This is a genomic window from Micromonospora sp. NPDC047670 (assembly GCF_043204915.1).
Classification (GTDB): Bacteria; Actinomycetota; Actinomycetes; order Mycobacteriales; family Micromonosporaceae; genus Micromonospora.
Genome location: NZ_JBIDDA010000004.1, coordinates 285,073 through 299,005, shown reverse-complemented (window position 1 = coordinate 299,005; position 13,933 = coordinate 285,073). Strand labels below are relative to the sequence as shown.

General features: G+C 72.9%; 11 protein-coding genes. 9 read left to right on the top strand and 2 right to left on the bottom strand.

Going from position 1 to position 13,933, the window contains the following annotated elements; all coding sequences use genetic code 11:
* The first annotated feature begins 279 nt into the window (after positions 1-279).
* The 7 genes from ACGF7U_RS12540 to ACGF7U_RS12510 all read left to right on the top strand — a co-directional run bounded on the left by ACGF7U_RS12540 (position 280) and on the right by ACGF7U_RS12510 (position 9,019).
* Positions 280-1,458 (top strand): PP2C family protein-serine/threonine phosphatase, encoded by a 1,179-nt coding sequence (locus ACGF7U_RS12540; RefSeq protein WP_393105789.1) that lies wholly within the window; start codon positions 280-282, stop codon positions 1,456-1,458.
* Positions 1,455-3,221, top strand: a complete 1,767-nt coding sequence (locus ACGF7U_RS12535) for an ATP-binding protein (RefSeq protein ID WP_393105787.1) — start codon at positions 1,455-1,457, stop codon at positions 3,219-3,221. The genes ACGF7U_RS12540 and ACGF7U_RS12535 overlap by 4 nt, the downstream gene beginning before the upstream one ends.
* Positions 3,218-3,670, top strand: a complete 453-nt coding sequence (locus ACGF7U_RS12530) for a response regulator (RefSeq protein WP_393105785.1) — start codon at positions 3,218-3,220, stop codon at positions 3,668-3,670. The genes ACGF7U_RS12535 and ACGF7U_RS12530 overlap by 4 nt, the downstream gene beginning before the upstream one ends.
* Complete coding sequence (locus tag ACGF7U_RS12525) at positions 3,663-4,475, top strand: inositol monophosphatase family protein (RefSeq protein WP_393105783.1); 813 nt, start codon at positions 3,663-3,665, stop codon at positions 4,473-4,475. Before ACGF7U_RS12530 ends, ACGF7U_RS12525 begins: the two co-directional genes overlap by 8 nt.
* 186 nt (positions 4,476-4,661) lie before the next feature.
* Positions 4,662-5,693 (top strand): coiled-coil domain-containing protein, encoded by a 1,032-nt coding sequence (locus ACGF7U_RS12520; protein WP_393106256.1) that lies wholly within the window; start codon positions 4,662-4,664, stop codon positions 5,691-5,693.
* A gap of 36 nt (positions 5,694-5,729) precedes the next feature.
* Positions 5,730-7,283, top strand: coding sequence for a fused MFS/spermidine synthase (locus tag ACGF7U_RS12515; protein WP_393105781.1), 1,554 nt, complete (start codon positions 5,730-5,732; stop codon positions 7,281-7,283).
* A gap of 71 nt (positions 7,284-7,354) precedes the next feature.
* Complete coding sequence (locus ACGF7U_RS12510) at positions 7,355-9,019, top strand: serine/threonine-protein kinase (protein ID WP_393105779.1); 1,665 nt, start codon at positions 7,355-7,357, stop codon at positions 9,017-9,019.
* Positions 9,020-9,027: 8 nt separating this feature from the next.
* Here the strand turns inward: ACGF7U_RS12510 and ACGF7U_RS12505 are convergent, their stop codons facing one another.
* Positions 9,028-9,660, bottom strand: coding sequence for a potassium channel family protein (locus ACGF7U_RS12505; RefSeq protein ID WP_393106255.1), 633 nt, complete (start codon positions 9,658-9,660; stop codon positions 9,028-9,030).
* A 28-nt stretch (positions 9,661-9,688) separates the two neighbouring features.
* Positions 9,689-11,023 (bottom strand): TrkH family potassium uptake protein, encoded by a 1,335-nt coding sequence (locus ACGF7U_RS12500; protein ID WP_393105777.1) that lies wholly within the window; start codon positions 11,021-11,023, stop codon positions 9,689-9,691.
* Positions 11,024-11,166: 143 nt separating this feature from the next.
* On the opposite strand from ACGF7U_RS12500, the gene ACGF7U_RS12495 reads away from it, so the two are divergent.
* On the top strand, positions 11,167-12,291 hold the full coding sequence (locus tag ACGF7U_RS12495; protein ID WP_393105776.1) for a glycerophosphodiester phosphodiesterase: 1,125 nt from the start codon (positions 11,167-11,169) through the stop codon (positions 12,289-12,291).
* Between the two features lie 440 nt (positions 12,292-12,731).
* A complete protein-coding gene (locus ACGF7U_RS12490) occupies positions 12,732-13,931 on the top strand; it encodes a substrate-binding domain-containing protein (protein ID WP_393105774.1) in 1,200 nt (399 codons plus the stop codon).
* Positions 13,932-13,933: the final 2 nt, after the last annotated feature.

Here is a 13,933-nt window from a genome sequence, read left to right as displayed (position 1 = left end):
TGGGGCCAGGGGTGGCACCATCCTGCACCGGGTCGGTCGCCCGCGGGACTCCCCCGGACGGGCGGGGCGGCCCGTACCCCGCGGCGGAGTGATCCGGCCCATGCCCGCGCCTGCGGCGTCCGTCGTGTTGTGTGCGAACGTTGTCTAATACAGGATCAGCAGGGCACTCGGAAGGAGCCCGACATCACCAGCGATCTCCCGCGCCTCGCGGCGGTGACCCGGCCGCTCCGGGGGACCGGCCCGGCCGGTTCCCCTGTCGTGCCGTACCCGCACGGCGGCATGGGAAGGCACCCCAACCTGCCTCCGGGCGAGCGGCTGCGGGTGCTGCTGGTCGAGGACGACGAGGGCGACGCCTTCCTGGTCGGCGAGCTGCTCGCCGAGACCAACTCGATGATCGACCTGCTGGTGGCGACCAGCCTCAGCGAGGCCCGGCGGCGGGTGATGGGCGTCGACTGCGTCCTGCTCGACCTCGGCCTGCCCGACGCGCAGGGGCTCGACGGCCTGCGCCAGGTGCTGGAGATGGCCAGCGGCGCCGCGGTCTGCGTGCTGACCGGCCGCTCCGACGAGCACCTCGGCATCGTCGCGGTCGCCGAGGGCGCGCAGGACTACCTGGTCAAGGGCCAGGTGGACGGGGTGCTGCTGACCCGGGCGCTGCGCTACGCGGTGGAGCGCAAGCGGGCCGACGAGAACGCGCGGCGGCTGCGCGAGGTCGAGCTGCGCCAGGCCGAGTCCGCCCGCCTCGAACGGGGCCTGCTGCCGCAGCCGCTGATGACCACCGACGAGGTCGCGGTGCACACGTTCTACCGGCCCGGCCGGCACGCCGCCCTGATCGGCGGCGACTTCTTCGACGTGGTGCAGACGAGCCCCGACCGGCTGGAGCTGATCGTCGGCGACGTGTGCGGGCACGGCGCGGACGAGGCGGCGCTCGGCGTGGAGCTTCGTGTCGCCTGGCGGGCGCTGATCCTCGCCGGCGTGCCCGACGACGAGGTGCTGCCGGCGCTGGAGCAGGTGCTGATGAGCGAGCGCCGGCTCCAGGAGATCTTCGCGACCGTCGCCACCGCGCGGCTGGACCTCGACGCCAACCGGGCCACGGTCCGGCTGGCCGGGCACCCGCCGCCGCTGCTGCTCGCCGGCGGCAAGGTGGTGCCGGTTCCGGCGCCCGGTGGTCTGCTGCTCGGCGTACGACCCCGCCGGCCCGTGGCCTACGACCTGGAGTTCGACACCGATGACTGGTCCCTGCTGATGTACACCGACGGCGTGATCGAGGGACGCGTCGGCGAGGGCGACGAGCGCCTCGACGTGCCCGGCCTGAGCGGCCTGCTCGCCGACCCGGCCAGCCAGGCGGTGCCCCTGGCGGAGCTGCCGGCCTGGCTGGTCGGCAGCGCCGAGCAGATCAACGGCGGGCCGCTCGCCGACGACGTCGCCATGCTGCTGGTCAGCCGGGGCGGTGGCCGATGACGGGCGTACGCGAGTGGACCCTGCGCCAGCGGGTCGTCACGCTCCTCGCCGTCGTCGCGGTGCTCCTGGTCGGCCTGGCCGGTGGCGCGGTCGCCGTGGCGGCGAAGAACCGGACGCACATCGACGCGATCCTGAACCGCACCGGCCCCCTGCGGGTGCAGGCGCAGGAGGTGCTGAACGCGCTGCTGGACCAGGAGAACGCCGTCCGGGGCTTCGCCGTCAGCGGCGACCCCGCCGACCTGGCCCCGTACGACGCGGGCCGGGCGCGGGAGCGTGACCTGGTCGCCTCGATGCAGCGGCTGCTCGGCGACTACCCGAGGGTCCGGGATGAGCTCCGGGTCGTCGAACAGCGGGCCGAGGCGTGGCGCCAGGCGGTGGCCGTGCCGGTGATCACCACGACCGAGCAGAGCGGCACCGCCGCCGGGCAGGCGCTCATCACCGACCTGGCCCGCCAGCAGTTCGAACAGGTCCGCGCCGCCCTGGACAATCTCCAGTTCGAGATCTTCCAGGTCCGGCAGCAGAGCGCCGAGGACGTCCGGCGGACGAGCAATCTGCTGGTCGTCCTGCTGATCACCGCCCTCGCGGTGGTGGTCATCGCCGGCAGCATGCTGCTGGTCTCCCTGGACAAGATGGTGATCCGCCCGCTGACCGGGCTCGCCGACCAGGTCCGGGAGGTCGCCGAGGGCGACTACCGGCACGGCATCACCGGCGACGGCCCGCCCGAGTTCGTCCGGCTCGCCGACGACGTGGACGCGATGCGGCGCAAGATCGCCAAGGACCTGGACGAGGTACGGGAGGCCCGGGAGCGGATCGAGTGGGTCAACAGCCAGCTCCAGAAGCAGGCCGAGGAGCTCACCCGCTCCAACCGTGACCTGGAGCAGTTCGCGTACGTCGCCTCGCACGACCTGCAGGAGCCCCTGCGCAAGGTGGCGAGCTTCTGCCAGCTCCTCCAGCGCCGCTACGCCGGGCAACTGGACGAGCGGGCCGACCAGTACATCGCGTTCGCCGTGGACGGCGCGCAGCGGATGCAGCGCCTGATCAACGACCTCCTGGCGTTCTCCCGGATCGGCCGGCTCACCACCGGCTTCACCGAGGTCGACATGAACAAGGTCATGGGGGACGTGGCCGGCCAGACCGAGGCGGCCCTGCAGTACGCCGACGCCGAGCTGACCTGGGGCGAGATGCCGGTCGTCCGCGGCGAGGAGCCGCTGCTGACCAACCTGCTGGCGAACCTCGTCAGCAACTCGATCAAGTTCCGTCGTCCCGAAGTGCCGCCGAAGGTGCACGTGTCGGCCCGGCTGGTGGGCGACGAGTGGGAGATCAGCTGCCAGGACAACGGCATCGGCATCGAGCCGGAGTTCGCCGACAAGATCTTCGTCATCTTCCAGCGGCTGCACGCGAAGGACGCGTACCCGGGCACCGGGATCGGCCTGGCGATCGTCAAGAAGATCGTGGAATACCACGGCGGCCGGGTCTGGGTGGACACCGACACCGGGGAGGGCACCGCGATCCGTTTCACCCTGCCCGCGCTGCCCGAGGACGTCGAGGCCGCCGCGGCGGCCGCTGACGCCGGCGGGCCGGCGGCCGACGGCGGCGTGGCCGAGGACGACGCGACCGGCGGCGACGACCCGACGACCGGTGAGGGCGGGACGGGCGTCCCGGAGCAGGCCGGCGGCCGCCGCGACGGGACGGACGGCACGGACGGCCCCGACCGGGCGCCGGAAGGCGGTAGAACGGGTGACATGAGGGAGACGGTGGGATGACCGCGCCAGCGGACGGCAAGAGCCCGATCGAGGTCCTGCTGGTCGAGGACGATCCGGGCGACGTGTTGATGACCCAGGAGGCGTTCGAGGAGCACAAGCTCCGCAACCGGCTGACTGTCGTCTCCGACGGCGCCGAGGCGCTGGCCTACCTGCGGCGCGAGGGCGAGTACGCGGACGCCGTGACCCCGGACCTGGTCCTGCTGGATCTGAACCTGCCCCGCCGGGACGGGCGGGAGGTGCTGGAGGAGATCAAGAAGGACGAGCAGCTCTGCCGGATCCCCGTCGTGGTGCTGACCACCTCCCAGGCCGACGAGGACATCCTGCGCAGCTACCAGCTGCACGCCAACGCGTACGTGACCAAGCCGGTGGACTTCGAGCGGTTCATCTCGGTGGTCCGGCAGATCGACGAGTTCTTCGTCAGCGTGGTCAAGTTGCCGCCGCGTGGCTGACACCCTCCTCGACGACGTCGGTGGGCTGCTGCGCGAGACCGCCGACCAGGTCGTGCTGCCGCTGTTCCGCAAGCTCGACGACGACGAGGTCACCGAGAAGGCGCCGGGCGAGCTGGTCACCGTCGCCGATCGCCGCGCCGAGGAGGTGATCTCGGCGACCCTGCGCCGGCTGCGCCCCAACTCGGTGGTGGTCGGCGAGGAGGGGGTCGCCGACGACCCGAGCCTGCTGCGCCACCTGCGCGGCGCCGGCGACGTGTGGCTGGTCGACCCGGTCGACGGCACCTCGAACTTCGCGGCCGGCCGGCGGCCGTTCGCGCTGATGGTGGCGCTGCTGACCGATGGCGAGCCGGCCGCGGCCTGGGTGCTCGACCCGCTCGCCGGCACGCTGGCGGTCGCGCGGGCGGGCGAGGGGACGTGGCTGGACGGCCGGCCGGTGCGGACCACCGGTGACACGCCGGCCGTGGACGCGCTGCGCGGCGCCGCCATGTCGCGGTTCCTGCCGCCGGCGTCGAGGACGCGGGTCGAGGCGGGTGGCGACCGGCTCGGCGAGCTGCTTCCCGGACAGCACTGCGCGGGCCGGGAATACCTGGACGTGCTCACCGGCGAGCAGCAGTTCGTGCTGTTCTGGCGCACCCTGCCGTGGGACCACGCCCCCGGCACCCTGCTGGTCCGGGCGGCCGGCGGCGTCGCCCGGCGCTTCGACGGCTCCGACTACCACCCCGCCGACGAAGGTCGCGGCCTGCTGGTCGCGGCGAACGAACGGGTCTGGGCGCAGGTGCGCGAGGCGTTGCTGGGCGCTGAGTGACGTCGATGCGACGCTGTGTCGATGTTCGATGGGGAGAGCGGTCGCGGGCCTGGTCGGGGACGGCCGGTCCGGTATCCTGACCGCCGGTCTCCGCCAGCAGGCCGCCGACCGGCGCCCGGCGGGGGCCGCCGCCGCGCCGCGCTGTCACCCGGCGGCCGACGAAAGGATGCTTTCGTGCGCAGGACCATGCCCGTCGGGCGTCGCCCGCTGATCGCCCAGTCGGCGCGGCGCGCCCGCCGCCCGGTGATCGCCCTGCTCGTCGCGGTGGCGCTGCTCTTCGGCGGCGGCGCCGTGCCGGCGTACGCGGAACCCAACGAGGGCGGCACCAAGAAGCTCCGGGACGCCCTCGAGGCCACCGCCAAGGCGCACCTCGAGGCCAAGGCGAAGCTGGACAACTCCAAGCGCCGGCAGAAGAAGCTGACGGGGGAGCTGACCGCGCTGGAGGGCCGGCTGGTCGAGCTGACCGCGCAGGTCGGCGAGGTGGCCGCCCAGTCCTACCGGGTGGGCCGGCTCACCCCCACGGCGATGCTGCTCAACAGCGCCTCGCCCGAGGCGTTCCTGGAGCGGGCGGCCAGCCTGGACATGATGGCGCAGCGCGACAGCCGGCGGCTGCGCGACCTGACCGACGCGCGGGAGCAGGCGCGGCAGGCCAAGGTCGCCCTGGACACGGAGGTCCGGGAGCAGCAGAAGCAGCTCGCGGTGATAGCGAAGAAGAAGCGGGAGGCCGAGACGGCGCTCGCCGCCGTCAGTTCGGGCAGCAGCGGCGGCTTCAGCGGCGGCAGTTCCACCTCGGCGCGGCCCGCCCCGCGCAACCCGGACGGCTCCTGGCCGTCGGAGTCCTGCTCGGTGAACGACCCGACCACCTCCGGCTGCATCACCCCGCGCACGCTCAACGCCCTCCAGCAGACCCAGGCCGCCGGCTACAAGCGGCACGTCTCCTGCTACCGCAGCGGCGGCTCCGGTGAGCATCCCAAGGGTCGGGCCTGCGACTTCTCGGCCGCCGCCGGCGGGTTCGAGGACGAGACCGCCACCGGCGGGGACAAGGCGTACGGCGACAGCCTCGCCGCCTGGCACGTGCGCAACGCCAGCCGCCTCGGCGTGCTCTACGTGATCTGGTACCGCCAGATCTGGCATCCGGGCACCGGGTGGCGGGCGTACGGCGGCAGCGGCAGCCCCGCCGCCGACCACACGAACCATGTTCATCTCTCGATGTACTGACCCGCGACCCCGGTTCCACTGCGTAGCATCGCGCGGGTGAGCTCCCCATCGTCCGACGTCACGGTCCCGCCGGCCCGGCCGGCGCCGCCGACCGCCACGGCACTGCCCAACGGTCTCGCCGCGTTCCTGGTCTTCTTCTCCAGCGGCGCCGTCCTGGTGCTGGAGACCGTCGCACTGCGCCTGGTCGGGCCGTACGTCGGGGTGACCCTCCAGGTGACCAGCTCGGTCATCGGCATCGCGCTGGCGGCGATCGCGTACGGGGCGTGGTCGGGCGGCTGGCTGGCCGACCGGCGCAACCCGCGCACCCTGCTGGCCCCGGCCCTGGTGCTGGCCGGCATCGCCACCGCGGTCACCCTGCCCGTCGTCCGGTACGCCGGCGAGGTGCTGCGCGGCGGGGCGGCGACGGCCATCCTGCTGCTCGTGGCGCTCGCCGTCTTCGTGCCGGCGGCCCTGCTCGCGGCGGTCACCCCACTTGTCGTCAAGCTCCAGCTCGCCGACCTGCGACGCACGGGCCAGGTGGTCGGCCGGCTCTCCGGCATCGGCACGCTGGGCGGGATCACCGCCACCCTTGGCACCGGGTTCGTGCTGGTCGCCGCGCTGCCCAGCACGGTCATCCTGTTCGCCCTGGCCGCCTCGCTCGGGCTCACCGGGCTCGGCCTCGGGGTGTGGCTGCGCCGTCAGGACTCCGCGGAGCTGCCCGGCCCGGCCCGGGCCAAGGCGGCCCTGGCGGTGCTCGGTCTCGTCGGCGCCGGGCTGACCACGGTCGCGCCGAACCCGTGCGACATCGAGACGGCCTACCACTGCGCCAGCGTCGAGGCCGACCCCGGCCGGGGCTCCGGCCGCACCCTGCTGCTCAACTCGGCCCAGCACTCGTACGTCGACCTCGCCGACCCCACCCACCTGGAATACGCGTACACCCGGTGGATCGGGGCCGTGGCCGACGTGGTGGCGCCGCGGGGGCAGCGGCTGGACGCGCTGCACCTGGGCGGCGGCGGGTTCACCGTGCCGCGCTACCTGACCGCCACCCGCCCCGGAACCGACAACGTGGTGTTCGAGATCGACGGCGGGCTGGTCGAGCTGGGGGAGCGCGAGCTGGGCGTACGTCAGGGGCGTGACCTGCGCGCGGTGGTGGGTGACGCCCGGATGCTCGTCGCCGGCGAGGCGACCGACAGCCGCGACCTCGTGGTCGGCGACGCGTTCGGGCACCTGGTGGTGCCCTGGCACCTGGCGACCCGGGAGATGGCTGCCGAGATCCGCCGGGTGACCCGGCCCGGCGGCGTCTACGTGCAGAACGTCATCGACTATCCGCCGCTGCGCTTCATCCGCAGCGAGCTGGCCACCGTCGCCGCGGAGTTCCGGCACGTCGCGCTGATCGCTCCCGCGGCGGCGCTCGCCGGGCAGGAGGGCGCGAACTTCCTCATCGTCGCCTCCGACGCCCCGCTGCCGCTGGACGCGATCCGCGCCCGGCTGGCCGACCCGCGGGAGGGGGTCAGCCTGCTCGCGGGCGCCGAGCTGACCTCGTTCGTCGGCGAGGCGCTGGTGCTGACCGACGACTACGCCCCGGTGGACCAGCTCCTCGCCACCGCCTGATCGGGTGACATCGCTGACCGATTCCGACCCCGCAGGTGTAGCCGGGGCCGTCCCGGGCAACAACGACCCCCATGGGTGGAGCGAACCGGGACGGCGCGCAACTGCTGGGTGAGCGGTACCGGCTGATCGAACAGCTCGGCGCGGGCGGGATGTCCGTCGTGTGGCGGGGCTACGACGAGGTGCTCGGCCGCCAGGTGGCGGTCAAGGTGCTCGCGTCCCGGCTGGCCAGCGACCGCGCGTTCCGGCACCGCATCCGGATCGAGGCGCAGGCCGCGGCCCGGCTGTGCCACCCCAACATCACCAACGTCTACGACTACGGCGAGTCCGAGCAGGTCGGCCTGACCGTGCCGTACGTCGTCATGGAGCTGGTCGACGGCGAGTCGCTGACCGGCCGGCTGCGCCGGGGGAGCCTGCCCTGGCGGGAGGCGGTGACGATCGGCGCGGAGGTGACCTCGGCGCTGGCCACCGCCCACGCGCGCGGCGTGGTGCACCGCGACGTCACCCCGGGCAACATCATGCTGACCGCCACCGGCGTGAAGGTGGTCGACTTCGGCATCTCCGCGCTGGTCGGCGAGAAGGAGAAGGGGCCGGACGGGACCCTGCTCGGCACGCCCGCGTACCTCGCGCCGGAGCGGCTCGACAACGGTCAGGTCTCCCCGGCCACCGACGTGTACGCGGTCGGCCTGCTGCTCTACCGGATGCTCACCGGCCGGCTGCCCTGGCAGGCGAGCACCACCACCCAGATGCTGCGCGCGCACATGTACAACGACCCGGAGCCGATGCCGCCGGTGCCGGGGCTCCCCGACGAGGTGCGCGACCTGGTCCACCGGTGCCTGGCGAAGCAACCCGAGGACCGCCCCGGCACCGCCGAGGTGGCCCGGACGCTCGCCGAGGCGGCCGGCATCGTCGCCGCGGTGCCGGTCTCCCCGGCCGCCGGGCCCGTGGACCCGGCCGCACTGGCCAGCGCGGGCACCACGATCCTGCCCTGGTCCGCCGCCACCGACGCGCTGCCGTTCTCCGGTACGCGCAACAGACGGGCGGCGGCGCGACGGCGGCGGGTCGAGGCGGGGGTGGCCGCCGCCGGGCTGGTGGCGGTGACCGCGGCGCTGTGGGGGGTGACCTCCCACAGCCCGGCCAGCGGCGGCATCGACCAGCCGACGGAGGCGCGGATGGGCGCGGAGCAGCCCGCGCCCTGCCAGGTCGCGTACACGCTGCGCAAGGACTCCGGCAGGGACTTCGCCGCCGAGCTGACGCTGACCAACACCGGCCAGCGGGAGCTGCGCGGCTGGCGGATGAGCTTCGCCTTCCCCGGCCAGCAGACCGTGACGAAGTCGGTGCCCGTCCCCGTACGCCAGGAGGGGCGGACGGTGCTCGTGGAACCGGCCCCGGAGCAGGCGGCGCTGGCTCCCGGCGCGTCGGAGAAGCTCACCCTGACCGGCCGCCACACCGGGACCAACCCGCTGCCGGTGGAGTTCCGCCTCGGCGACGAGACCTGCGACGTGCAGGTGGCCGGGGTGGCCGGTTCGGTGCCCACCACCGCGCCCACCACCAAGGCCCCGACCGCCAAGGCACCGACGGCGAAGGCGCCCACGACGAGGGCCGGCACCTCCGGGGGCGACTCCGGCGGCTCGAAGGCCAAGTCCGACAACTCCGGCAAGGGCAAGGGGTCGGGTGGTGGAAAAAAAGCGGTAAGTCCGGAAAGGGACGACGATGACGACGACGGCGGCGACGACTGAGCCCGGCGTCAGTTGAGCGCCGCGAAGCGTTGCACCTGCTCGATGTTCCCCTCGACGATCAGCATGCTGCCCGGCGCGACCACGGTGGCGTCGGTGGCGTACCGGAAGCGTTCGCCGGGCAGCTTCACGCCGACCACCCGCACCCCGTAGCGTTCGGTCGGGGTCAGGTCCGCGAGCGGCCGGCCGACCATCGCCTCGGGGGTGCAGACCTTGGCGATGGCGAAGTCGTCGCCGAACTCGATGAAGTCCAGCATCCTGCTGACGATCAGGTGGGCCACCCGTTCGCCGGTCTCGGCCTCGGGAAAGATCACGTGGTGCGCGCCGACCGAGCCCAGGATCTTGGCGTGTTTCGCCGAGGTGGCCCGGGCCCAGATCTGCGGCACGCCCAGCTCGGTCAGCGCCAGCACGGTCAGCACGCTCGCCTCCACCGAGGCGCCGATGGCGATCACCGCCCGGCCGAAGTCCGCCACGCCGAGCTGGCGCAGCGCCCCCTCCTCGGTGGCGTCGGCCTGCACGACGCGGTCGAGCTGGGCCGACCATCGCTGCACCTGGTCCGGGTTGCGGTCGATGGCCAGCACCTCGTGGTCGAGTGCGGTCAGCGCGCTGGCGAGGTGGCAGCCGAACCGGCCCAGCCCGACCACCACGACGCCGCTCTCGTCCGTCGTCTTCCTAGCCGACAATGGGTTGCTCCTCCGGGTAGCGGTACAGCCGCCGACGGGTGTTCAGGGCGATCGCCGACCCGAGGGTCAGCGGCCCGATCCGGCCGACGAACATGAGGACGATCAGGGCGAACTGGCCGGGCTCCGGGAGGTTGGCGGCGACCCCGACGCTGAGGCCGGTGGTGGTGAGCGCCGAGGTCACCTCGAACAGCGCGGCGTAGAGGGGAATCCCCTCGGTGAGCAGGATCAGCGCCACCGTGCCGCCGGCCACCAGCGCGACGCTGAGCAGCGCGACGGTGATCGCCTGACGCTGGCTGGCGGTGGCCACGCGGCGGTGCCCGACCGTCACGTCCGGCTCGCCCCGCAACTCGGCCCAGATGACGAAGGCGAGCAGGAAGAAGGTCGTCACCTTGATCCCGCCGGCCGTGCTGGCGCTGCCGCCGCCGATGAACATCAGCGCGATGACCAGCGGGTAGCTCTCCTCCTCCAGGCCCTCGACGTCGACGACGTTGAAACCGCCAGTGCGGATGAACGCGTCCTGGGCGAACGCCACGAGGAGCTTGTCGTGCCAGGCGTAGATGCCCAGGGTGCGCGGGTTGGCCCACTCGACGGCAAGCATCCCCAGAAAGCCCGCCACCAGCAGCGCCACGCTGCCCCAGACGGTCAGCTTGGTGGCGACGGCCCAGCGGCTCGGGCCGCGCCACTCCCGGGCCGCCTCGAACAGGGCCGGGAAGCCGAGACCGCCGATGACGGTGCCGATCGCCAGCGGCAGGATGATCCAGGCGTCGGTCGAGAAGCCGATCAGGCTCTCGGAGTAGAGGGCGAACCCGCCGTTGTTGAATGCCTGGACGGCGTGGAAGACGCTGATCCAGAGGGCCCGGGCGAACGGGTAGTCGTAGGCGAGCCACAACCTCGCCGTCATGACGACCGTGATGATCGACTCGCAGACCAGCGCGAGGCCGGCGATGCGCAGCAGCAGCCGGCGTACGTCGCCGATGCCGAACTCGGCCGTCTCGGCCTGCACCAGCAGCCGGCTGCGCAGCCCGAGCCGGCGGGCCACCACCAGGATCACCAGGGTGGCGCCGGTGACGATGCCGATGCCGCCGACCTGAGTGAGCACCGTGATCATCAGCAGCCCGAACTCGTTCCAGTAGTTCGGGGTGTCCACCACGGACATGCCGGTCACCGAGACCGCCGAGGTCGCGGTGAACAGGGCGGTCAGGAACGGGGTGTGCTGGTGCTCGCTGGTGGCCCAGGGCAGCATCAGCAGCCCGGTGCCGAGCAGGATCGTCACCAGGAAGCCGAACGGCACCAGCCGCACGGGGTGACGGAGAAGCCGGCGCACCAGACAATCTTCCTTTTCCGCCGCGGTTCGGGTGTGGAAACCGGCATCCCGAGGATTCATCCCCCCGTCAGGCGCCGACCAACTCGCCGTCAACCCGGACCGGTCTGCTGAGGCCGATTCCTCGACGACGACAGGAGACGGCGTTGCGACGTACCCTTTCCGCCCTCGGTGTGGCCGGCGTCCTGCTCGCGGCCGCCGTGGCCGTGCCGACCGTGGCCGCGTCGGCCGCCCCGACGCACGCCGCCGAGCGGGCCCGGCCGACCGACCGTCCGCTCGTGATCGGCCATCGCGGCGCCAGCGGCTACCGGCCGGAGCACACCCTGGAGGCCTACCGGCTGGCGATCCGGCAGGGCGCGGACTACATCGAGCCGGACCTGGTCGCCACGCGCGACGGCGCGCTGATCGCCCGGCACGAGAACGAGATCAGCGGTACGACCGACGTGGCCGCCCGCCCCGAGTTCGCGGGTCGCCGGGCCACGAAGACCATCGACGGCGTCACGGTCACCGGCTGGTTCACCGAGGACTTCACCCTCGCCGAGCTGAAGACGCTGCGGGCCAAGGAGCGGCTGCCGCAGGTGCGTGTCGCCAACACCGCCTTCGACGGCCGGTTCGAGGTGCCCACCCTCCAGGAGGTCATCGACCTGGCCCGCGCCGAGGGGCGGGCGCGGGGCCGCACCATCGGCGTCTACCCGGAGACCAAGCACCCGACCTACTTCGCCTCCATCGGGCTGCCCCTGGAGGAGCCGCTGGTCGAGGTGTTGCGGCGCAACAAGCTGACCCACCGGAACTCGCCGGTGATCATCCAGTCGTTCGAGACGGCGAACCTGCGCAAGCTCGACCGGATGATCGACGTCAAGCTCGCCCAGCTCCTCGACGCCACCGGCCGGCCGTACGACTTCACCGTCGCCGGTGACGCCCGCACCTACCAGGACCTGGCCAAGCCCGCCGGCCTGAAGTGGATCGCCCGGTACGCCGACGGCGTCGGCGCCAACAAGAACCTGATCGTCCCGCGCGACGCCGGCGGCAAGCTGCTCGCCCCGACCACCCTGGTCCCGGACGCGCACCGGGAGCGACTGGTCGTGCACGCCTGGACGTTCCGGGCGGAGAACCAGTTCCTGCCGGCCGACCTCCGGATCGGCGCGGACCCGAACGCGCGCGGCGACATCCAGTCCGAGTACGAGCTGTTCCTCGGCCTCGGCCTGGACGGCGTCTTCACCGACCACCCGGACACCGCCGTCGCCGCCCGGGAGGGCCTCGCCCGGCGCTGACCTGCCCGCCGCCCCGCGCCGGCCCGCCACCCCTGTCCCGGGTGGCGGGCCGGCGTCGTTGTCCCGGTCGCCGGCCGGCGCGTCGTCGGGTGCCCTCCGCCGTGCCCGGCCGGATGGTCGCGTCTCCGGCCCTGTCGAGCTGATGTCGTGGACGACTCAGGCGTGCCAGGACCTCGCAGGAGCTTCGCCGGCGGTGCGGCGGGACGAATACCCCATTCGGCCGGTGTCGGTGGCGCGGCGCGACACAGGAGCGCTTCCATCGATGGCGGGAACGCCCATCGCGTACGCCCGAGGTCACCGCCGGGTCGCGGCCGCTGTAACCCTCGGCCACCCCACCCCTGTTACTTGTGTGTTTCGGCCACATAGCCCGTGGGTGACGTCACTTCTAGCGTGAGCCGTCACATGTGTTCCCTACCTCCGAGTCCTCACGTGGAGTCGCAATGACGGTCCGGACGACGCGGCGGGTGTTCCTCTCCGCCGCCACAATGATGGCCGCGGCGCTCGCCGCCACGGCCTGTGGCAGCCCGCAGGAAACCGCCTCCGGCGGCGGCGACAGCACCGCCCCGGTGAAGGTTGGCCTGGTGTACTCCCAGTCGGGAGCCCTCGCCAGCTACGGCAAGCAGTACATCGAGGGGTTCAAGGCCGGCCTCGACTTCGCCACCGGGGGCACCAACAAGGTCGGCGACCGGACGATCGAGATCACCGAGGTCGACGACGCCGGTGACCCGGCGAAGGCGGTCTCCGCGGCCAAGGACCTGATCGGCAAGGGCAACAAAATCATCGCGGGATCGACGGCGTCCGGCGTGGCGCTCCAGGTCGCCCCGATCGCCGCGCAGAACAAGGTCCTCTTCATCTCCGGCCCGGCCGCCACGGACGCGGTGACCGGCGCGAACAAATACACCTTCCGCTCCGGGCGGCAGTCGTACCAGGACGTGGTGACCGCCAGGTCGTTCATCGGCGACCCGGCCGGCAAGAAGGTCGTGGTCTTCGCCCAGGACGGCGCCTTCGGCGACGCCAACGAGGCGGCCGTCAAGACCGTCATCGGCGGCGCGGGCGCGACCGTCAGCAGCGTCCGGGCGCCGGCCAGCGCGACGGAGTTCACCCCGTTCGCCAGCCAGATCAAGTCCGCCAGGCCGGACCTGCTCTTCGTCGCCTGGGCCGGCACCACCGCCCCGGCCATGTGGCAGACCCTCGACCAGCAGGGCGTGCTCTCCTCCACCACGGTCGTCACCGGCCTGGACATCCGCGCCTCGTGGCCGACCTTCGGCGCCGCCGGCAGCAAGATCTCCTTCCTGTCGCACTACTTCGACGGGGCCTCCGACAACGAGGCCACGAAGGCGCTGAAGGCCAAGGTCGGCACCATCGACCTGTTCCACCCGGACGGCTTCGCCGCCGCGCAGATGGTCGTCCGCGCCGCCGCCGAGGGCGGCGACGACGTCGAGAAGATGGTCAAGGCCCTGGAGGGCTGGAGCTTCGACGGGGTCAAGGGCAAGATGACCATCCGCGCCGAGGACCACGCCCTGCTCCAGCCGATGTTCCAGGCCAAGCTGACCGGCAGCGGCACGACGTTCACGGCCACCGCCCAGAAGGCGCTGACCGGGGACGAGACCGCGCCGCCGGCCGTGGCGATGAAGGGCTGACA

Bases quoted from the DNA above. Each gene is read 5' to 3' on its own strand.
- ACGF7U_RS12530 (WP_393105785.1), top strand. From the start codon at position 3,218: ATGACCGCGCCAGCGGACGGCAAGAGCCCGATCGAGGTCCTGCTGGTC.
- ACGF7U_RS12490 (WP_393105774.1), top strand. From the start codon at position 12,732: ATGACGGTCCGGACGACGCGGCGGGTGTTCCTCTCCGCCGCCACAATG.
- ACGF7U_RS12510 (WP_393105779.1), top strand. From the start codon at position 7,355: ATGGGTGGAGCGAACCGGGACGGCGCGCAACTGCTGGGTGAGCGGTAC.
- ACGF7U_RS12535 (WP_393105787.1), top strand. From the start codon at position 1,455: ATGACGGGCGTACGCGAGTGGACCCTGCGCCAGCGGGTCGTCACGCTC.
- ACGF7U_RS12520 (WP_393106256.1), top strand. From the start codon at position 4,662: ATGCCCGTCGGGCGTCGCCCGCTGATCGCCCAGTCGGCGCGGCGCGCC.
- ACGF7U_RS12540 (WP_393105789.1), top strand. From the start codon at position 280: ATGGGAAGGCACCCCAACCTGCCTCCGGGCGAGCGGCTGCGGGTGCTG.